The following is an 18729-nucleotide window of genomic DNA, read 5'->3' as shown; positions in this document are numbered from 1 at the left end:
CGTTTTCGTGCGTCGCACGTCGCTGTTCAGGGGCGGGTGTGTCCGTCACCCCAGACGAGCCACTTCGTCGTGGTCAGTTCCGGCAGCGCCATCGGGCCGCGGGCGTGCAGCTTCTGCGTCGAGATCCCGATCTCGGCTCCCATGCCGAACTGGCCGCCATCGGTGAAAGCGGTGGACGCGTTGACCACGACCGCGGCTGAGTCGACCCGCGTGGTGAATCGGCGGACGGTGGAGACGTCCTCGCTGACGATGGCCTCGGTGTGCCCCGTGCCGTGTCGTGCGATGTGCGCCATCGCCTCGTCCGGGGAGTCGACCACCGCCACCGCCAGGTCCATCGACAGGTACTCGGTGTCCCAGTCCTGCTCGGTGGCGGGAGTGACCGGTGCCGCGTTCCCGATCGCCTCGGCAGCACGCTCGTCCGCGTGCAACGTCACCCCGGCCTCGACCAGTTCCCGGGCCAGCCCCGGCAGCAGCGTCTCGGCGACCTCCCGGTGCACCAGCAGCGTCTCCGCCGCGTTGCACACGCTGACCCGGCGCGTCTTGGCGTTGCGGACCACTTGCCGTGTCTTTTCCGCGTCGGCGGCGCGGTCCACGTAGACGTGACAGTTACCCACGCCGGTCTCGATGACCGGCACCGTCGCCTCCTCGACCACCGCGTTGATCAGTCCGGCACCACCGCGTGGGATCACCAGGTCCACGAGGCCACGCGCGGTGACCAGGTGCCCCACCGAGGAACGGTCCGCACACGGCAACAGCGTCACCAGATTCGGGGAGAAGCCGGATTCGACCAGCACGTCCCGCAGGATCGACACCAGCGCGGTGTTGGAACGTACCGCCGAGGAGGAGCCGCGCAACAACACGGCGTTACCCGATTTCAGGGTCAGTCCGGCCGCGTCCACGGTGACGTTCGGACGCCCCTCGTAGACGATGCCGACCACCCCGAGCGGCACCCGCACCTGTCGCAACTCCAGCCCGTTCGGCAGCATGCTGCCGCGCACCGTCTCCCCGACCGGATCCGGCAGCCCCGCCACCGTACGCAGCCCGGAGGCGACCTCCGCCACGCGTGATTCGGTCAGTTTCAGGCGATCCAGCATCGCCTCCGGCATCCCGGAGTCGCGTGCCGCCGTGAGGTCGAGCTCGTTGGCGTCGAGAACCTCTCCGGAGCGGCGTGCCAACGCGTCGGCCATCGCGTTCAGCAGGGTGTCCTTGGTGTCCCGGGTCGCGGCGGCGAACTCGGCGGCGGCCTCGCGGGCACCGCGCGCCGCGGCCAGGATCTCCTCCCGGCCGGTGTCCGCTCCGGCGGCGGAACCCGTGGGTGACTTTTCCGGCATAGTGGTGCTCACACCGCCCAGGGTAGAAGATTCACATTCGGCAGCGGGAGCGTGGTGAGGCGACTACCTCGCGTGATCCGGTGGTTCGCGGCGGCGCTCGGAATGCCCTTTTCGGAGTATCGCGGAAAAGCGCGGAAACCCTCTCGGCGTCTCCTTTTGGCGGTTCCGGTTCCTCCGGGGGTTTCTCGGACGGCGTTCCCGAAATTCTGAACAGCCGCAAGATGTCGTTTTCCAGGGGACTCTTCTTTATCGATTGCGCAAGTCCTGTTGCGTATGTAGAACACCGTCGCGGACGAATCGTCGGCCGGGCGTTGTGCGATGCCCGGGAAATGTTTCGCCGACCTTTCGAGCACTGGAAAGGAATCGATGATGGGATTACCGCCGAAGCGGGGAACGAGGAGGGCGGGCCGTTCGAAAACGGCTTCGTGTTCGGGGAGGGAACCGGATCGGCCACTCCGCTCGCGTGGTCCATGACCCAGTTCGTCCAGCTGGCGAACAACATGGACGCGGGCAGGAATCTGGAGACACCGGACGTGGTGGCCCGGCGCTACACCGACTGAACGGTGCGGTGGCGACCGACCGTGAGAGCCCGGTGCCCCGGTGGAGTTCCGGGCACCGGGCGGTGGCGGTCGAAGCCGGAGTACCTGCCGGGTGCTATGGACTTCGTGCTCTGTCCTCACCCGCCCGCACTCCTTAGTGTCCGTATAACGGGCGGCTCGATGCGGCCCGCCCGCGTCCCAGACGTAGTTCCCCGGGATCCGAGGTGACCGGACATGACAGTGCGGGATGTGGACCCGGCGACTGTCGATCGACTCCGCGGCGGTTTCCACGGTGTGATTCACACACCGCGCGACGCGGACTACGAGAGACAGCGTGAGATCTTCAACGCGATGATCGAATCGCGGCCCGCCGTGATCGCGGCCTGCGCCGACATCGACGACATCCGCCGGGCCCTGGACTTCGCCAGGGAACACGACCTCGAGCTCGCGGTGCGCGGCGGCGGGCACAGCGTCGCCGGTGCGGGTCTTGTCGACGGTGGGCTGGTCATCGACATGCGCCGGTTCAACCGGGTGACGGTGGAGCCGCAGAGCCGGTTGGCCACGGTGGGCGGCGGCACGCTCTGGGGAGAGTTCGACGGGGCGGGACGCCCCTACAAGCTCGCCACCACCGGAGGCCGGGTCTCCACGACCGGAGTGGCCGGACTGACCCTCGGCGGCGGTTCCGGCTGGATGGAACGGAAATGGGGACTGGCCTGCGACAGCCTGGTGTCGGTCGAGCTCGTCACCGCTTCGGGAGATCGGGTGACAGCCGACGCGGAACGGAATCCGGAACTGTTCTGGGCACTGCACGGCGGGGGAGGCAATTTCGGGATCGCCACCTCGTTGACATTCCGGTTGCACGAGATTCCGGAATTCTCGATGGCGTTGTTGCTCTGGCCCGCGGCACGGGGTCGCGCCGTGGCGGGCGAGTATCGCGATTTCATCGCGGGAGCACCGGACGAGATCAGCGGTGGGCTGATCTACCTGACCGGGCCGCCGGAGGATTTCGTGCCGCCCGAACTCGTCGACACGCTGTGCTGTGCCGTCCTGGTCACTTTCATGGGCAACGAATCTGAGCTGCGCGAGCGGATCCGGCCGCTGCTGGGGATGCGCCCCGCCGGACAACTGATCACCGACATCGACTACGCCGACCTGCAGTCACTGCTGGACGATCCACCCGGATACCGCAACTACTGGTCGGCCGAACACATGGCCGAGCTGCCCGACGAGGCGCTGGACCGGTTCTGCGCCCGGGCGAACGACATGCCGGTGCCGTCCCCGGCGCAGCACGCGCTGTTGCCGTGGGGTGGCGCGGTCTCGGCCAACGGGGTGGGTGCGGCGATGTCCGACCGCGCGGTTCCGTGGGTGGTCCACCCGCTCGGGCTGTGGTCGGACGCCGCCACCGACGAGCAGGCCATCCGCTGGGTGCGCGAGCTCCGTGCGGACATGCGGCCGTGGACCACCGGAGCCGTCTACCTCAACTTCATCGGTGACGAGGGGCACGAGCGGGTGGTGGCCGGTTACGGCGACGACAACTACCGGCGACTCGCACGGGTCAAGGCGGAGTACGACCCGGACAACGTCTTCAACCGCTGGCACGACATTGTTCCCGCTGCCGCGCCGGACCGGAGCACCGCGACGCCGACCCCGACCGCCGGCTGAACACCGCCACTCGACCGCCGCTGCGGCGTCGATTTCTCGCGAAATCGCCGCGCCGCTGGGAGAGCGAGCCCGGTGCGTGAGGTGGTCCGGCCCGGGTGGGCGTCGATTTCTCGCGAAATCGCCGCGCCGGTGCGACGTGGTGCCGAACTCCGACCACTCCCGCAGTCGGCACCGCCGCGGGTTCTCCGGTGCGGCTCTCGCGAGGACGGCCCCGACGTTGTGTAGTGACTACCCGATGTCGGGGCACCCTGCAGCGAGAGCCGTGCCAGAGGTTCCGCTGTCCGCACCGTCGCGCAAACCGAGCCGAGAGGAATCTAGAGATCCACTAGAGCTTCACGGGGTAGTGGGGCTCCGGCACCTGGGGCGTGAGCCGGTTCTCCACGAATATCCCGTGCCAGATCATGAACACCAGCAGCGCCCACAGCCTGCGACTGTGGTCCAGCACTCCGGAACGGTGCTCCTCCAGCAGCTGCAGCACCGCCGGTTTGTTCAGCAGGGCGTCGGTCTGGGACTCCTTGATGATGTCGCGTGCCCAGTCGTGCATCTCGTCCCGCAACCAGTGGCGGATCGGCACGGGGAAACCGAGCTTGCGCCGGTTGAGCACGTGGCCGGGAACCACCTTGGCCAGCGCACGGCGCAGCGCGTACTTGGTGGTGTCCTTGGTGATCTTCTGTTCCAGCGGGATCGTGCTCGCCGTCCGGAACACCTCGTTGTCGAGGAACGGGACCCGCAGTTCCAGGGAATTGGCCATGGTCACCTTGTCGGCCTTGACGAGGATGTCTCCCCGCAGCCAGGTGAACAGGTCCACGTGCTGCATCCGGGTCACCGGGTCCCAGCCCTGCGAGGTCCGGTAGGCCGCCGCCGTCACGTCGGTGTGCGAAACATGCGGGTCGTAGTCCGGCAGCAGGTTCCGCAACTCGTCGTCGCGGAAGATCCGCGCGTTGCCGTAGTAGCGTTCCTCCAACGGCAGCGCACCCCGCCGGAGCAGGTCCTTGCCGCGCACCCCTTCCGGAATCGCGGTCGAGACCCGACCCATCACCTTGCGCACGGATCCGGGGACCCGCTCGAACGGGGCCAACGAGAGCGGTTCCCGGTAGATCGAGTACCCGCCGAACAGTTCGTCGGCGCCCTCGCCGGAGAGCACGACCTTGACGTGCTTGCGCGCCTCCCTGGCGATGAACCACAGCGGAACGAGCGCGGGGTCCGCCACCGGATCGTCCAGGTACCAGATGATCAGCGGCAGCGTCCGCATCATCTCCTCGGCGGAGACCGTACGCACGACGTGCTTCACCCCGATGGCCGCCGCCGATTCCGCGGCCACGTCCACTTCCGAGTAGCCCTGCCGCTCGAACCCGGTGGTGAACGTGATCAGGTCCGGATTGTGCTCCTTGGCAAGCGCGGCGATCGCCGTCGAGTCGATTCCGCCGGAGAGGAAGGCACCGACGGTGACATCGGCACGCATGTGCTTGGCCACCGAGTCGCGCATCACGTCGACGATCTCGTTGTGCAGCCGGTTGGCCTCGCCGTCGTTGTGAATCTCACGTGAGGTGAAGTTGGGGGAGAAGTACCGCTCGGTGACCAGTTGCCCACCCGGGGCCACGGTGAACGAGGTGCCCGACTCGATCCGCCTGATCGAACGGTGCAGCGATTCCGGCTCCGGTACGTACTGCAGCAGCAGGTAGTGCTGCAGCGAACGCCGGTCGACGTCCTCGTTGATCCCCAGCGTCGCCGCGAGGTGCAGCAGACTCTTCTTCTCACTGGCGAAACCGACCCCGTTGGGGCCGGTCGCGTAGTACATCGGCTTGATCCCGAAGGGATCCCTGGCGCCGAACACCATGTGCCGGTCGTTGTCCCAGATCAGGAACGCGAACATCCCGCGCAGCCGCCCCACCATCGAAGTCCCGAGGTAGTGGTAGGCGACGATGATCGTCTCGCTGTCCCCGTCGGTGTTGAACGCGGCGCCGTACTGCTCGGTCAGTTCGGCCCGCAGTTCGAGGTAGTTGTAGATCTCACCGTTGAACAGGATCGTGTACCTGCCCGGTGATTCCGGCGGCCCCCAGCTCAGCGGCTGGTGCGAATGCTCGACGTCGATGACCGACAGGCGGTTGAAACCGAAGACGACCTCGCCGCCCTGCCACGTGTCACTCTCGTCCGGTCCTCGGTGCCGCTGACACGGCAGCGCGTTGGCCACCGCGTTCGTTGCGTTGCTTGCGTTCTCTTCGGTGGGACAAACCAGTCCAAGCAGGCCGCACACGCGTCTCGCGCACCTCTCGTGTCGCGGGTTGTCGGGTTTCGCTCAAGCCCAATAGGGGTGATCCGGTTCTACAGTATGCCGTGCGCCTGCGGGCGAACCGCACGCACGGGTTCATTGTGCCGGTGCTCCGGTCGACGGCGCCCGGTGTTCACCGCGCGTCGTACGGCGGAGTGACTGACTGGTGATCTTCGGTCACGGGCACGACCATGATTCGGGCGGTGTCGTGACCCCGGAGCAGTATCGCGGCTACTACTGGGCTAGGGTCGCTACAGTATTCCGGCGGCCGATCTTCCGTCCCGAACGCGAGGCGGGGATCAACGCCAGCGCCGTGCCGGTGAGTTTCACATGGAGGAGGCGTCGCGCAGTGGCCCTGAAGGACGGGACCCGAGTGCCACGGCTGGTCAAGGTCGGTGGACTGGTCGGCTTGGTGTGTGTCGTGGCCACGGGCTGCTCCCCTGACCAGGTCCTGCGGTTCGGCTGGCCCACCGGTGTCACCAGTGACGCCGAGTCGATGCGCCAGCTCTGGACCTGGTCGGTGATCGCGGCTCTCGCGGTTGGTGTGCTCGTATGGGGACTGATCTTCTGGACGGTGGCCTTCCACCGCAAGAAGAGTGACGAGCTGCCTCGTCAGTTCCAGTACAACAACCCGCTCGAGATCATATACACGGTCATCCCCTTCGTGATGGTCGTCGTGCTGTTCTACTTCACTGCCACGACGCAGCAGGAGGTGCAGGCCGAGGAGGAGCCGGACGTCGCCGTCGACGTGATCTCGTTCCAGTGGAACTGGGAGTTCCGCTACCCGGGTTACACCACCCCGGACGGTGAAGCGGTCAACACCGTCGGCACCACCGACTGGACGCCGCTGTTGGTGTTGCCGACCGACTCCAACGTCGAGTACCGGCTCAGCTCCAAGGACGTCATCCACTCGTTCTTCGTCCCCAAGTTCCACTTCAAGCGGGACACTTTCCCGCACCCGGACAAGAACAACCAGGACAACGTCTTCCAGAACGCGATCGACCGTGAGGGATCGTTCGTCGGACGCTGCGCCGAACTGTGCGGTACCTACCACTCGATGATGAACTTCGAGGTGCGTGCGCTCTCACCGGACAAGTTCGAGCGCTTCATGGACCTGCGTACGCAGGTGAACCCGAGCACGGGCCAGCCCTACACCACGGCCGAGGCGTTGACCGAGATGGACTGCGGTGAGCTCTGCAACCCGAACTCGGTGACGACTATCCCGTTCGATCCGGACCGGCAGAGCTCGAGTCCGCGGCAGGATGGTCAGGCCGTCGGCGCGGGTAACTGACGGTGTCGACGGGAAACCAGGTCACACGAGTGCGCCGGACGCGGCGTACGGGGTGAGAGTGAGGACTCCATGAGGGTCGAAGCCAAGATCTTCAACATCATTACCTTCTTCTTCTTCCTGTCGGCCCTGGTCTACGGGCTCTGGGCCAAGGAACCCGTGGGGACGGTGGCGCTGATCCTGGTCGGTGCGCTGTCACTGCTGATCGGCAGCTACTTCCAGTTCGTCGCTCGTCGCATCGAGTTGCGTCCGGAGGACCGTGAGGAGGCCGAGATCAGTGACGGTGCCGGTGACCTCGGGTTCTTCAGTCCCGGCAGCTACTGGCCCTTCGGGCTGGCGGCGGCCTCGGCCCTGACCGGTGTGGCCCTGGCCTTCGGCCACGTCTGGATGATCGTGCTCAGCGCGGGCGCGGTACTGATCACCGTCTCCGGGCTCGTCTTCGAGTACCACACCGGCCCCAACCACGAGTGAGCCCGAGTACGCTCCCTCACGTCCGGCCGACGCGAGGGAGCCGAGCCGCCGCCGCAGGAGGTCCGCAACCGTGATTACCGCGTTCGTGCTGATCCAAACCGCCGCTGATCGCCTGACGGAGGCCGCGCAGGAGATCGCCGACATCGACGGTGTCACCGAGGTCTACTCCTGTGCGGGCGACGTGGATCTGATCGCCGTGATCCGTGCGTCCGAGCACGAGCGGATCGCCGAGATCGTGCCGGGCGCGATCAACAAGGTCGACGGAGTGGTGGACACCGACACCCACATCGCGTTCCGGTCGTACTCGAAGCAGGACTCCGAGGCCGCCTTTTCCATCGGCCTGGAGTCCTGACGCCGAACTCTTCCGGTCGGTTTGCCGGCTCGATCGCGTGGCGGAACCTTTCGTGCGGCTCTCGTCGCGGGGGCCCGGCATCGGGTGGGGCGCGTCGATTTCGCGAGAAATCGACGCCGTACCGAGGTGTGCGCGTGCCCGCACAGCACCGCCGCTATCGCGGAGAACCGTGGAGTCACAGAGCACGAACAGCGCTCCGCCCGCCGCGGTCCAGGTGTGGATCGCTCAACTGTGCCACGACCAGCCGATCGGAGCAGCCGGTCTCGTCGGGGTAGTGCTGCCGGGGACGGATTCGTTCGTGCTTAGCCGTGCTCCCGCAGTTTTCCGGAGAGTTCCGCCCAGGAGTCGAGCAGCCGTGCGGCGGCGCCGGAGTCGATGGCCTCGGCAGCGCGCTCGATGCCGTCGGCCAGTTTTCCGTTCAGATCGGTGATGGGTCCCTCGTAGGCCGCGATCGCCCCCGCGGTGTTCAGCAGGACCGCGTCCCGCACCGGGCCTCGGGTTCCGTTCAGCAGATCGCGGACCACTCCGGCGTTCACCGTCGCGTCGCCCCCCTGCAGCTGTTCGGGTTCGGTCAACGACAGGCCCAACGCGGTGGGGTCGATCCGCTCTCCCCGGACGGCGCCCTCACCGATGACCCAGGCAGTGCTGGTCGTCGTCGTGGTGATCTCGTCCATCCCGTCGTCCCCGCTGACCAGCAGTACCGAGTGGCCCCGTCGGGCGAACACCTCGGCCATGACCGGTGCCAGCCTGCGGTCCGCGCACCCGATCAGACCACTGGTCGGGCGAGCCGGATTGGTCAGCGGGCCGAGCACGTTGAACGCGGTGGGAATGCCGATCTCCCGCCGGGGAGCGGAGGTGTGCTTGAAGGCGGGGTGGAACAGCCCCGCGAAGCAGAATCCGATCCCCAGTTCCGTCACACATCGCTCGACACCCTCGGGCGGCAGGTCGATCGCCACTCCGAGCTCTTCGAGCACGTCGGCGGTGCCGCACTTCGACGAGGCCGCGCGATTACCGTGCTTGACCACAGGGCCGCCGCACGCGGCCAGCACGATCGAGGTCATCGTGGAGATGTTCACCGTACCGGCACGATCGCCGCCGGTTCCCACCACGTCGACGGCACGAGTGGAGATGTCGAGCTGCCGTGCGTGCGAGAGCATCGTGTCGGCCATTCCGATGATCTCGGAAGAGCTCTCGCCCTTGGCGCGCAGCGCGACCGCGAACGCCGCGACCCTGGCTGGAGTGGCTTCGCCGGTCATGACCTGGTCCATGGCCCAGGAGGTCTCGGCGACCGAGAGATCCTCGTGGGAGACGAGCCGGTTCAGCAGGTCGGGCCAGGTCGTTGTCGCTGTCTGCACGTGGCGTCCTCGAAAGTCCGTATCAGCCGCCGGCGGTGGGCAGGGCGTGGGCGCGCAGCACCTCGGCCACCGACTCGGCCGCCGTCAACGGGTCGAGCGGGTGGACCAGTACCGCGTCAGCCTGGGACCAGGTTGCCAGCCACCGGTCGTCCTTGCGTCGTACGGTGACCACCGTCGGCGGGCAGGAGGCGAGCTCGTTCTTCAGCTGCCGCGACACTCCCATACCTCCGGTGGGCTGCGCCTCACCGTCGAGAATCAGGAGATCCACGTTGCCCGCGTCCACCTCGCCGATCACTTCGGCCACCGTCGATACCTCAATGTAGTGCACGCTTCGGATATCGGGGGAGGGGCGACGCCCGATGGCTGTGATGATCGCCTCACGGACTTCCTGGCGGTGGCTGAACACGAGGACGTTGCTCGTCGATGTGCTCATGGACACTCCTTGGCTGCCGGTGCGGCCCGCACGGACGGGGAGGTTCGTGTCGGGTGGTCACGAGTGCTCGTATCGTATCCGTAACGTCGCTCCGGAGGGTAATACACCTCACTAACGTGATCGATCACTCTCGTCCGGCAGCTGCAGCGCCTGCCATCCGGCCAGGTGGCCGCCGTGCCGCTGCGCCAGCCCCACCATCCGGGAGCTCTCTCTGGCGCATGTCATCGTGTCTATCCGGCGAACACACTGCGCGACGAGAACCGTGGACTCCGAGGTGGACGCGTCGCCCGAACCCGGGGTCATCGTTTCGGTGCGCAGTAGCCAGCCCTCGGCCTCGAGGGGCTCGCGGAGTTCGGGCACGGCGGCGGAACCGACCGCGATCCGGTAGCGCAGCACGGCGGGATATTCCGGGGTCCATGCAGGTGAACGGGCCAATACCGTGGAGACCGACTCCGTCTCGTCGGTCGCTTCCACCACCACCGTCAGCTCCGGATCGTCCGGAGTGGGCCATGCCGGTTCCCGGCTGCCGCGCCACGGGCGCAACAGTCGGGACAGACCACCGCGGATGCTCACGCGCGGTAACCTCCCGTCGATCTCGTAGTAGGCGAACGGGGCTGCGGCGGACCCGACCGGGCGTCCCGAAATCGTCCGCGACATAATGCGTCGCGTGACAACGGCAGCGCCCTCAATCAGTCAACGCGTGCACTCGCTGAACCGACCGAACATGGTCAGCGTGGGCACCATCGTTTGGTTGGCCAGCGAGCTGATGTTCTTCGCCGGGCTCTTCGCCATGTTCTTCACGGTGAAGGCCCAGCACGAGGGACCCTGGCCGCCGCCGCCCTCCGAACTCAACGTGGCCTACGCCCTACCCTTCACTGTGATTCTGGTGCTCTCCTCGTTCACCTGCCAGTGGGGTGTGTTCGCGGCGGAGCGCGGTGACGTCTACGGCCTTCGCCGCTGGTACATGCTCACGCTCGCCATGGGCACCATCTTCGTGCTGGGCCAGGCGGGTGAGTACCACACGCTGATCACCGAGCACCACACCACGATGGCCAGCTCGGCGTTCGGCACGGTGTTCTACATGACCACGGGCTTCCACGGTCTGCACGTGATCGGCGGACTGGTCGCCTTCGTGATCCTGATGATCCGTACCAGGATGAGCAAGTTCACACCGGCCCAGGCGGTGGCATCGATCGTCGTGTCGTACTACTGGCACTTCGTCGACATCGTGTGGATCGGCCTGTTCATGGTCATCTATCTGGTGCCGTGACGCGGCGGCGAGTATGTCGCGACAGAGCCATGGGTAGGCAGCTAGGCGAGAAGTCAAGCGTGATGTTGTTGCCGCTGAACCACCCCGAACATGACAGCAAGGGTTTTGCGCACTCATGACCACCAACAAGAAACGCAACCGCGCGGGTTCCAAGTTCCGGCGACGGCTTTCGGGTGTGCTGGCGCTCGGGATCGCCTTGGTGGCTGCGGGCGGCCTGTACAGCCTGCTGCTCCCCGAGCCGCAGACCGCCACCGCGGCCGAGGACCCGGCACTGATCAGGCAGGGTAAGGAGCTCTACAACAATGCCTGCATCACTTGCCACGGCGAGAACCTGCAGGGCGTTGAGGATCGGGGCCCCAGCCTGATCGGTGTCGGTGGTGCGGCCGTGCACTTCCAGGTCTCCAGTGGTCGGATGCCGCTGATGCGGCAGGAGGCACAGGCACAGCGCAAGCCTCCGAAGTACTCCGAGCAGGAGATCCAGGCACTGGCCGCGTACGCGCAGTCCGTCGGCGGCGGGCCCGAGCAACCGGCGGAAACGGGCGAGCAGCTCCAGGGGGACGACCCCGCACGCGGTGCGGAGTTGTTCCGGCTGAACTGCGCTTCCTGTCACAACTTCACCGGACGCGGTATCGCGCTTTCATCGGGCAAGTACGCCCCGAACCTGGATGCCGCGTCCGAGCAGCAGATCTACGAGGCGATGGAGACCGGTCCGGAGAACATGCCCAAGTTCTCCGAGCGCCAGCTCACACCCGACGAGAAGAAGGACATCATCGCCTATGTGAAGTCGGTGACCGACGGCAACAACAACCCCGGCGGCAACGCGCTCGGCGGTTACGGGCCCGGCCCGGAGACGGTCGTGGTCTGGGTCATCGGGCTGGGTAGTCTCGTCGGCCTCACGCTGTGGATCGGAGCCAGGGCATGAGTGAGCGGGATATGAGCGAACACAGCAGCGGACAGCACGACGAGGAACACACCTCCGGCGAGCAAGCGGCCGGGAACCGGGGCGCCAACCCGACGGACGCCGAGCTCGCGGAGATGAGCAGGGACGAGAAGGTCCGGCTCGGGCTGGCCCAGGACGACGTCGAGCTCGTCGAGTACCCGGACCCGTGGCCGGTCAAGGGAACCCGCGCCGAGCGGCGCGCCGAGCGCGCCGTGGCGGCCTGGTTCTCCCTGGCCGGACTGTCGGCACTGGCCTTCATCGGCGTGTTCATCTTCTGGCCCTGGCGCTACGTCAATCCGCTGGTCGACGAGCGGGGACACTTCCTGTACTCGCTGTACAACCCGTTGATCGGTTTCTTCCTCGGGTTGTCGATCCTGGCGGTGGGGATCGGCGCCATCCTGTACTCCAAGAAGTTCATGCCGCACGAAACTGCGGTGCAGCAGCGACACGACGGGCACGGTTCCTCGGAACTGGACCGGCAGACCACCGTCGCGGAGCTCGCGGACGCGGGAAACCGCAGCACCATCGCGCGTCGTTCCATGATCAAGCGGACCGCGGGTTTCGGCGCGGGTGCCTTCGGACTGGGAACCGGGGTGCTCGTGCTCGGCGGCATGGTCAAGAACCCCTGGGCGGAGACCGGTGCGGACTCGCTGCAACACACCGGCTGGTTGCAGACCAACGACGAGAAGGTGTACCTGCGGCGCAACACCGGCGATCCGCACGACATCTCCCTGGTGCGCCCGCAGGACCTCTCGCCGGGCGGTTTCGAGACGGTCTTCCCGTTCCGCGAGTCCGAACGGCACAATGAGGAAGCGCTGCTGCACGCGTTGCGTCGTTCCGACAACCCGACCATGTTGATCCGGTTGCGGCCGGGTGACTCGCCGGTGGAGCGCAAGGGCCAGGAAGACTTCAACTACGGCGACTACTACGCCTACTCGAAGATCTGTACCCACCTGGGCTGCCCCACCTCGTTGTACGAGGCGCAAACCGGCCGGCTGCTCTGCCCCTGCCACCAGTCGCAGTTCGACGTGGCCAACAGCTACGCCAAGCCTGTTTTCGGGCCGGCGACACGGGCGCTGCCGCAGCTGCCGATCACCGTGGACGAGGAAGGGTACTTCGTGGCGCGAAGCGACTTCATCGAGCCGATCGGCCCGGCTTACTGGGAGCGGAATTCATGAGTTCGATCACTACCCCGACCAAGTCGGAAGGTGCGTTGCAGCGTGCCGCCGGTCAGCAGGCCGACGAGGTCGACAAACGGTTCCAGGCAGCGCCGGGCCTTCGTCGGCAGATCAACAAGGTGTTCCCGACGCACTGGTCGTTCCTGCTCGGCGAGGTGGCGCTCTACACCTTCATCCTGCTGCTGCTGACCGGTACCTACCTGGCGTTCTTCTTCGACCCGTCGATGGCCGAGGTGCAGTACCAGGGGGCCTACACCAACCTGCGCGGCATCGAGATGTCCCGGGCGTTCGCCAGCACACTGGACATCTCCTTCGAGGTGCGTGGCGGAATGTTCGCCAGGCAGGTGCACCACTGGGCCGCACTGCTGTTCATGGCCTCGATCGTGGCCCACATGCTGCGGATCTTCTTCACCGGCGCTTTCCGGCGTCCCAGGGAGACCAACTGGATGATCGGCATCCTGCTGTTCATCCTCGGCATGTTCGAGGGCTTCACCGGCTACTCGCTGCCGGACGACCTGCTGTCCGGCACCGGTGTGCGGATCGCCTCGGGGATCACCATGTCCATCCCCGTCATCGGTACCTGGATCCACTGGGTCCTGTTCGGCGGGGAGTTCCCCGGCACCGAGCTGATCCCGCGCTTCTACATGATGCACATCTTCCTGCTGCCCGGGATCATCCTCGGGTTGATCGCGGTGCACCTGGCGCTGGTCTGGTACCAGAAGCACACCCAGTTCCCCGGGGTGCGCCGCAAGGAGACCAACGTCGTCGGCGTGCGGATCCTGCCGGTGTTCGCGACCAAGGCGGGCAGCTTCTTCGCCGTCGTCACCGGTGTGACCGCCATCATGGGTGGCATTTTCCAGATCAACCCGATCTGGCACCTGGGGCCGTACAACGCCTCGCAGGTCTCGGCGGCCTCGCAGCCCGACTGGTACATGATCTGGACCGACGGTTCCAGCCGACTGTGGCCGGCCTGGGAGGTCTATCTGTGGGGCGAGTACACGATCCCCGCGGTGTTCTTCCCGACGGTGCTGTTCATGGGGATGATATTCACCGTGGCGCTCGCCTATCCGCTCATCGAGCGCAAGCTCAGCGGGGATGAGGCGCACCACAACCTGTTGCAGCGTCCCCGTGACGTTCCGGTGCGTACCAGCCTGGGCATGATGGCGCTGACGTTCTTCTCGGTCCTGATGATCTCGGGTGTCAACGACATCGTCGCGTTCATGTTCGACATCTCGTTGAACGCGATGACCTGGATCGGCAGGATCGGGCTGTTGATCGCTCCACCCATCGTCTACTTCATCACCTACCGCATCTGTATCGGGCTGCAGAAGTCCGACCGCCAAGTGCTGGAGCACGGCATCGAGACCGGGATCATCAAGCGGCTGCCACACGGTGAGTTCGTCGAGGTGCACCAGCCGCTCGGTCCGGTGGACGACCACGGCCACCCGGAGGAGCTGGAGTACCAGGGTGCGCCGGTGCCGAAGAAGATGAACAAGCTCGGCGCCGCGGGCAAGCCCGTCGAGGGCGGTTGGCTCAAGCCGGACCCCTCGGTCGAGACCGCCGCACTGGAGCACGCTCGGGCCAAGGAACACGCGGTCACCTCGGAGGAGGAGTCCGTGGAGTCCGAGGAATCCGAGCGGGGCGAGCTCGTCGGTGGCAAGGCTCGCGAACCGGAGGAGTGAGCTCGCGGCGTTGAATCCGTGAGTACCCGTCCCGGGGGTGGTTCCCACACCCCCGGGACGTTTCTCGTTCGGACCCGTCTTCTCCGACCCCGTCTTCTCCGGACCCGCCTTGCCCGGACCCGCCGCCGTGCGGCGTGCCCGAGTCGTGCCGCGGCACTACCGTGGGAATCATGACGACGATCACTTCGGGCAGGGTTCGTTCCTTCCTCGACGAAGGGGGACGTACCGGCAAGGTCGGTTACCTGGGTGCCGACGGCAGGCCGCTGGTGGTGCCGGTGTGGTTCGCCGTGGACGGCGACCGGATCGTGTTCAACACCGCCGCCGACAGCGCCAAGGGGACGGCCATAGCGCGGGATCCGCGGCTGACGATGTGCGTCGACGAGCAGAGCGGCCGTACCTTCGTGCAGGTTCAGGGCATCACCGAGACCACGGCGGAGCACGGTGAGGTACTCCGGGTCGCCACCGCTGTCGCCGCACGTTACGTGGCCGAGGGCAAAGTGGACCGAGTGGCGGGCAAGATCGCGGGACCCGGCCAGCTGGCGGTCTCCCTGCGTCCGACGCGAGTGGTCACCAGCGGTGATCTGTCCGAACAGGACGCCTGAGCTCGGGTCAGTCCGCACCCTCGTAGGGGGTACGCGCCGTCGCTGCTGCTTTCGCCCACTCACGCCAGCTTCCCGCGGCACCGGCGGGTTCGGCCCAGGGGAGCTCGCAGCGCACCATGCGGGAGTCCTCGGCGGTGAGCCAGCGGTACACCGCCCCCAGCTCGTCCACCGGGGCGTCGCGCAGCGGGCCCGGCCCCGGCAACACCGTCTGGGCCGCGGCCTGGAGTCGGTCCACGACCGGCATGGGCGCGGTCCCGCGCGGAGCCGTTCCGGCCGAGGCCAGCCTGCCGTGCCGCACCACCGCGAACAGCCAGCCACCGGAGCCGTCCGGCCGTGCCGCCACGAGTTCCGGTATCGCCGCCAGCGCGGCCAGTCGTTGCCCGCGGTCCAGGGCCCGGACGAGCTCGACCAACCTGTCCCGATGCGTCGCCGCGTCCTCGAAGCGCTGTTCCTCGGCTAGGTCCCCGATCGTCGCCCGCAGCCGTCGCAGCGCGGAGTCGCCGCTGCCGGACAGCACCTCCCGTACCGGCACCACGTGTGCTTCGTACTCGGCCACCCCCTCGTGGCCGACGCACGGAGCCCCGCAGCGCCCCATCTCGTATGCGGCACAGGGGTGCTGCCGGGATCCCGCCACCGGAATGCGGTCGGTGCAGCCGCGCAACCGTGTGGCGTCCTGCAGTGCCTCCACCGCGTTCTTGGCCGTGTTCCTGCCGCGGAACGGACCCAGCGCGGCGGGCCTCGGTTTTCGGGTGATGGTCAGTCGTGGGAACATCTCATCGGTCAGCGAGACCCACCAGACCGCTCGTGGGAACTTGGACCGCCGGTTGTAGCGCGGCTGGTGCGCCTCCAGCAGCCGCAGCTCCCGAACCTCGGCTTCCAGCGCGTGCGCGCACTCCACGTGCTCGACCCGGTGTGCCAGCGCGACCATTTCGCGGATCCGGCCGCGTCGTTCTCCCGCCGTGAAGTACTGGCGCACTCGTCTGCGCAGGTTCGTGGCGGTGCCGATGTAGAGCACCTCCTCATTCGGGCCGCGGAAGAGGTAAACACCGGGTGTGTCCGGCAGCCCCTCGGCCAGCGTGCGGTTGCGCCGCTGCCGCGCGGTCACTTCCGGTAGGAAGTCGAGCAGGTCCTCGAGTGAGTACACGTGGTGTGTGCCGACCCGCTCCAGCAGGGCGTGCAACACGTCCACCGTGGCCCGCGCGTCGTCCAGTGCGCGGTGTCGCGGCGCGGTTCGCGCGCCGAGCACGTGGGCGAGCGTCGCGAGCTTGTGATTCGGTGTCTCCTCGCGGGAGAGCACCCGACGGGACAACCGGACCGTGCACACCACCGGTGGTTTGGGCCAGTGCAGTTCAGCGCGTTCGCACGCGGCCCGGAGGAATCCGGTGTCGAAGCTCGCGTTGTGGGCCACGAGTGTGCTTCCCGCGCAGAACTCCAGAAAGGAGGGAAGCACCGAGGTGACAGCGGGTGCCTCGGCGACCATCTCGTCGGTGATGCCCGTGATGGACACGATGCCGGGCGGGATCGGCCGCCCGGGATTGACCAGGGTGGAGAACTCGCCGACGGTTTCCCCACCACGCACCTTGACCGCCGCGATCTCGGTGATCTCGTCCGAGGAACCGCGACCGCCCGTGGTCTCCAGGTCCAGTACCACGAAACTGACGTCCCGCAGCGGCTGTCCCAGCTCCTCGAAGGACAGCTGCGGGTCCTGCGGCAACCGGCTCATCGACTACGACGGTATGCCCTCCCACGTGGGGGCCGGTGGGCAGGCCGTTCCCGGGGTTCGAGGAACGGCGTGGTTTCGAGGACCGGGAGTGGCTGAGGGTTGTGGCCGTGTTCCGTTCCCGCCGAGTGGAATCCGGAGTGCGTGCCGGGAACCTAGGCAGCAGCGGAACACGACACGGGAAACCGCCGGATGCGGGCATCCGCACGGGCAGCACTTAGCCTGGAAGAGTGATACCGCCGACATCGGGCGACAACGTCGACCCCCAAGCAGCCAACGAGGGTCCCGAGACGGCGAGCGACCTCACCGTGAGTCACGAGGAGCAGTCCGTCGACTGGGACGAGCTCCCCGGGCCGTTGCGGGGTCGGATAGCCGAGCTGGCCGCTGCCGCGCTGGGCGGCATGCGCCCCGGTGACGTCCCGATGCGGTTGCGTCCCGTCATGCGGTTCGCCGCCGCGAAACGCGCCAAACTCGGCCAGTCGGATCTGCTGGTGGCGATGCGGGACTCGTCGGTGTTCCGCGCGGCGGTACTGGACTGGTGCCGCAGGAAACAGCCCGCGGCGCTGGAACAGCAGCAGGCGGACCCGCTGGGGGCGGCCACGGCGGCCGTGCTGCTCAACAGCGTCACCGCCGCCCACTACGTCGAGCTCATCGGTCACCGCGTGGAACACGGGAAGTTGCGCGAGCAGCACGACGCCGCGGTGTCGCGCGCGGAGAGACTAGCCACCGACAACGAGCGGCTGCGTGGCGAGCTCGACGAGGCCAACCGGCTCGCGCGCTCGGCCGAACAGCACAACAGCTCCGATGCCGACCGGTTGCGCAACCGGCTGCGCCAGCAGGGCGTTCGGCTGAAGGAGCAGAAGGACGAGGTGGCGCGGCTCACCGCCGAATTGGAGCGGGTGGTCGAGGAGAAGGACCGCGAACTGGCCGACCTCGCCGCGGAACGGGACCGGGACCGGGCCAGGGCGGCCGACGAGCGTGCCAGGGCCGAGCGTTCCGACCACGAGGCCGCGACCGCACAGCAGTCCGCCCGTGAGGCCAGGCGAGGGGACGAGGTCAGGTTGTCCTTGTTGTTGGACACGTTGGAGGGATCGATCGCCGGTCTGCGGCGTGAACTGGGGCCCACCAGACGCGGGCAAGCCGGTGGCGGCCCACTGCCCGCGGAAACCGTGGGTGGGGTTCGGGCCCACACCGCCGTCACGGCGGACGTGCCGGATGCCGCCGCGCTGGACCGGTTGCTGGCGCTGCCCGCGGTGCATCTCGTCGTGGACGGTTACAACGTCACCAAGACCGGTTATCCGGACATCCCGCTGGCCGAGCAGCGTGACCGGCTGGCGCACCAGCTGGCCGTGCTGGCGGCCAGATCGGGCGCCGAGGTGACCGTCGTCTTCGACGGTGCCAACGTCGTCTCGGTCCCCAGGACGGGGCCGCGCGGGGTGCGGGTGCTGTTCAGCGAGCCCGAGGTCCAGGCCGACGACGTGATTCGCGATTTGGTCGACGCCGAACCCGCCGGGCGGCAGATCGTGGTGGCCACCTCCGATCGTGAAGTGGTCACCTCGGTGCGGAGGAGGGGGGCTTACGCCGTGGCGTCCGCCACGCTCCTGGAGCGCGTCAATCCACTCTGATACCGCATGATG

Annotated in this window: 17 protein-coding genes; 11 read left to right on the top strand and 6 right to left on the bottom strand. The window is 67.3% G+C overall.

The genetic code is table 11. The annotated features are described in order from the left end of the window. Positions 1-26 precede the first annotated feature (26 nt). Positions 27-1331: a glutamate-5-semialdehyde dehydrogenase gene (locus tag J2S53_RS09440; RefSeq protein WP_456242756.1), complete on the bottom strand. Its 1305-nt coding sequence runs from the start codon at positions 1329-1331 to the stop codon at positions 27-29. A gap of 80 nt (positions 1332-1411) precedes the next feature. Between J2S53_RS09440 and J2S53_RS09435 the strand changes: the two genes are divergently transcribed. Together J2S53_RS09435 and J2S53_RS09430 are read left to right on the top strand one after the other, a co-directional pair. Beyond that, positions 1412-1891: a hypothetical protein gene (locus J2S53_RS09435; RefSeq protein WP_456242863.1), complete on the top strand. Its 480-nt coding sequence runs from the start codon at positions 1412-1414 to the stop codon at positions 1889-1891. 213 nt (positions 1892-2104) lie between these two features. Continuing rightward, the gene (locus J2S53_RS09430) at positions 2105-3532 is read left to right on the top strand and encodes an FAD-binding oxidoreductase (protein ID WP_456240666.1); all 1428 of its coding nucleotides are present in this window, start codon (positions 2105-2107) and stop codon (positions 3530-3532) included. Between the two features lie 325 nt (positions 3533-3857). Here J2S53_RS09430 and asnB read toward each other — a convergent pair whose 3' ends face one another. Beyond that, the gene (asnB, locus tag J2S53_RS09425; protein WP_456240665.1) at positions 3858-5786 is read right to left on the bottom strand and encodes an asparagine synthase (glutamine-hydrolyzing); all 1929 of its coding nucleotides are present in this window, start codon (positions 5784-5786) and stop codon (positions 3858-3860) included. A 364-nt stretch (positions 5787-6150) separates the two neighbouring features. Here asnB and ctaC point away from each other — a divergent pair, with 364 nt between their 5' ends. The 3 genes from ctaC (at position 6151) to J2S53_RS09410 (ending at position 7912) form a co-directional block, all read left to right on the top strand. Then, positions 6151-7092 (top strand): aa3-type cytochrome oxidase subunit II, encoded by a 942-nt coding sequence (gene ctaC, locus J2S53_RS09420; RefSeq protein WP_456240664.1) that lies wholly within the window; start codon positions 6151-6153, stop codon positions 7090-7092. Positions 7093-7161: 69 nt separating this feature from the next. Then, on the top strand, positions 7162-7560 hold the full coding sequence (locus tag J2S53_RS09415) for a cytochrome c oxidase subunit 4 (protein ID WP_092628695.1): 399 nt from the start codon (positions 7162-7164) through the stop codon (positions 7558-7560). 70 nt (positions 7561-7630) lie between these two features. Further along, a complete protein-coding gene (locus tag J2S53_RS09410) occupies positions 7631-7912 on the top strand; it encodes an Lrp/AsnC family transcriptional regulator (RefSeq protein WP_456240663.1) in 282 nt (93 codons plus the stop codon). 302 nt (positions 7913-8214) lie between these two features. Here J2S53_RS09410 and trpD read toward each other — a convergent pair whose 3' ends face one another. From trpD to J2S53_RS09395, 3 genes are all read right to left on the bottom strand, one after another. Next, positions 8215-9267, bottom strand: a complete 1053-nt coding sequence (gene trpD / locus J2S53_RS09405) for an anthranilate phosphoribosyltransferase (RefSeq protein ID WP_456240662.1) — start codon at positions 9265-9267, stop codon at positions 8215-8217. Positions 9268-9289: 22 nt separating this feature from the next. After that, on the bottom strand, positions 9290-9700 hold the full coding sequence (locus tag J2S53_RS09400) for a hypothetical protein (RefSeq protein ID WP_092979279.1): 411 nt from the start codon (positions 9698-9700) through the stop codon (positions 9290-9292). Positions 9701-9811: 111 nt separating this feature from the next. After that, positions 9812-10273 carry a hypothetical protein gene (locus tag J2S53_RS09395; protein WP_456240661.1) on the bottom strand — a complete coding sequence of 154 codons (462 nt, stop codon included), beginning with the start codon at positions 10271-10273 and terminating at the stop codon, positions 9812-9814. Positions 10274-10358: 85 nt separating this feature from the next. Between J2S53_RS09395 and ctaE the strand changes: the two genes are divergently transcribed. The 5 genes from ctaE to J2S53_RS09370 all read left to right on the top strand — a co-directional run bounded on the left by ctaE (position 10359) and on the right by J2S53_RS09370 (position 15372). Beyond that, the gene (gene ctaE, locus J2S53_RS09390; protein WP_130467919.1) at positions 10359-10970 is read left to right on the top strand and encodes an aa3-type cytochrome oxidase subunit III; all 612 of its coding nucleotides are present in this window, start codon (positions 10359-10361) and stop codon (positions 10968-10970) included. A 115-nt stretch (positions 10971-11085) separates the two neighbouring features. Then, complete coding sequence (gene qcrC / locus J2S53_RS09385; RefSeq protein WP_092979275.1) at positions 11086-11892, top strand: cytochrome bc1 complex diheme cytochrome c subunit; 807 nt, start codon at positions 11086-11088, stop codon at positions 11890-11892. Between the two features lie 11 nt (positions 11893-11903). Beyond that, on the top strand, positions 11904-13088 hold the full coding sequence (gene qcrA, locus J2S53_RS09380; protein WP_092979273.1) for a cytochrome bc1 complex Rieske iron-sulfur subunit: 1185 nt from the start codon (positions 11904-11906) through the stop codon (positions 13086-13088). Then, a complete protein-coding gene (gene qcrB / locus J2S53_RS09375) occupies positions 13085-14770 on the top strand; it encodes a cytochrome bc1 complex cytochrome b subunit (RefSeq protein ID WP_456240660.1) in 1686 nt (561 codons plus the stop codon). Before qcrA ends, qcrB begins: the two co-directional genes overlap by 4 nt. A 170-nt stretch (positions 14771-14940) precedes the next feature. Next, positions 14941-15372, top strand: a complete 432-nt coding sequence (locus J2S53_RS09370) for a PPOX class F420-dependent oxidoreductase (protein ID WP_456240659.1) — start codon at positions 14941-14943, stop codon at positions 15370-15372. A 7-nt stretch (positions 15373-15379) separates the two neighbouring features. Here the strand turns inward: J2S53_RS09370 and J2S53_RS09365 are convergent, their stop codons facing one another. Beyond that, complete coding sequence (locus J2S53_RS09365) at positions 15380-17095, bottom strand: DEDD exonuclease domain-containing protein (protein WP_456240658.1); 1716 nt, start codon at positions 17093-17095, stop codon at positions 15380-15382. A 227-nt stretch (positions 17096-17322) separates the two neighbouring features. Between J2S53_RS09365 and J2S53_RS09360 the strand changes: the two genes are divergently transcribed. Then, positions 17323-18717, top strand: a complete 1395-nt coding sequence (locus tag J2S53_RS09360; protein WP_456240657.1) for an NYN domain-containing protein — start codon at positions 17323-17325, stop codon at positions 18715-18717. Positions 18718-18729: the final 12 nt, after the last annotated feature.

The sequence above is a fragment of the Actinopolyspora lacussalsi genome (assembly GCA_030803735.1).
Taxonomy (GTDB): domain Bacteria; phylum Actinomycetota; class Actinomycetes; order Mycobacteriales; family Pseudonocardiaceae; genus Actinopolyspora; species Actinopolyspora lacussalsi.
This window is presented reverse-complemented; position numbering and strand designations above follow the sequence as displayed.

What these genes read in the sequence shown, in the direction of transcription:
- qcrA (WP_092979273.1), top strand. Translation starts at nt 11,904, where the DNA reads ATGAGCGAACACAGCAGCGGACAGCACGACGAGGAACACACCTCCGGC.
- J2S53_RS09370 (WP_456240659.1), top strand. Translation starts at nt 14,941, where the DNA reads ATGACGACGATCACTTCGGGCAGGGTTCGTTCCTTCCTCGACGAAGGG.
- qcrB (WP_456240660.1), top strand. Translation starts at nt 13,085, where the DNA reads ATGAGTTCGATCACTACCCCGACCAAGTCGGAAGGTGCGTTGCAGCGT.
- J2S53_RS09430 (WP_456240666.1), top strand. Translation starts at nt 2,105, where the DNA reads ATGACAGTGCGGGATGTGGACCCGGCGACTGTCGATCGACTCCGCGGC.
- J2S53_RS09400 (WP_092979279.1), bottom strand. Translation starts at nt 9,700, where the DNA reads ATGAGCACATCGACGAGCAACGTCCTCGTGTTCAGCCACCGCCAGGAA.
- J2S53_RS09415 (WP_092628695.1), top strand. Translation starts at nt 7,162, where the DNA reads ATGAGGGTCGAAGCCAAGATCTTCAACATCATTACCTTCTTCTTCTTC.
- ctaE (WP_130467919.1), top strand. Translation starts at nt 10,359, where the DNA reads ATGCGTCGCGTGACAACGGCAGCGCCCTCAATCAGTCAACGCGTGCAC.
- J2S53_RS09365 (WP_456240658.1), bottom strand. Translation starts at nt 17,095, where the DNA reads ATGAGCCGGTTGCCGCAGGACCCGCAGCTGTCCTTCGAGGAGCTGGGA.
- qcrC (WP_092979275.1), top strand. Translation starts at nt 11,086, where the DNA reads ATGACCACCAACAAGAAACGCAACCGCGCGGGTTCCAAGTTCCGGCGA.
- J2S53_RS09440 (WP_456242756.1), bottom strand. Translation starts at nt 1,331, where the DNA reads ATGCCGGAAAAGTCACCCACGGGTTCCGCCGCCGGAGCGGACACCGGC.